This window comes from Pseudomonas sp. AC463, assembly GCF_979253585.1.
Genome location: NZ_CEEDDZ010000489.1, coordinates 1 through 281, shown reverse-complemented (window position 1 = coordinate 281; position 281 = coordinate 1). Strand labels below are relative to the sequence as shown.

Sequence of the window (281 nt, the reverse complement as noted above, 5' to 3'; positions counted from 1 at the left end):
ATCCACACCGCCCCCGACGCGGTGTTCGTCGCGATCAGCGCCGATTTCGAGGATGCCGTGACGATGGGCGATGGAGAGCGGATCATCGAGGCGCTGGAAGCGAAGCTGCACGACGAACTACCGACGCTATCGTCGATCTACATCCGGCCAGAACGGCGCGAGGACGCGTTCGTGGCGACACCCGGAACGGTCTGACGCCACACTAACGTCGTTGCGAGCGCAGCGAAGCGATGACGGATGGTCGGACCCCTTGCGCTACTCCGCCGGCACCAGTTCGATGA

Annotated in this window: 1 protein-coding gene; it reads left to right on the top strand. The window is 64.1% G+C overall.

The features are described 5' to 3' along the window. On the top strand, positions 1-195 hold a 195-nt coding region (locus AC0IYH_RS31095), incomplete at its 5' end, for a hypothetical protein (RefSeq protein ID WP_471838042.1). Between the last annotated feature and the right edge of the window lie 86 nt (positions 196-281).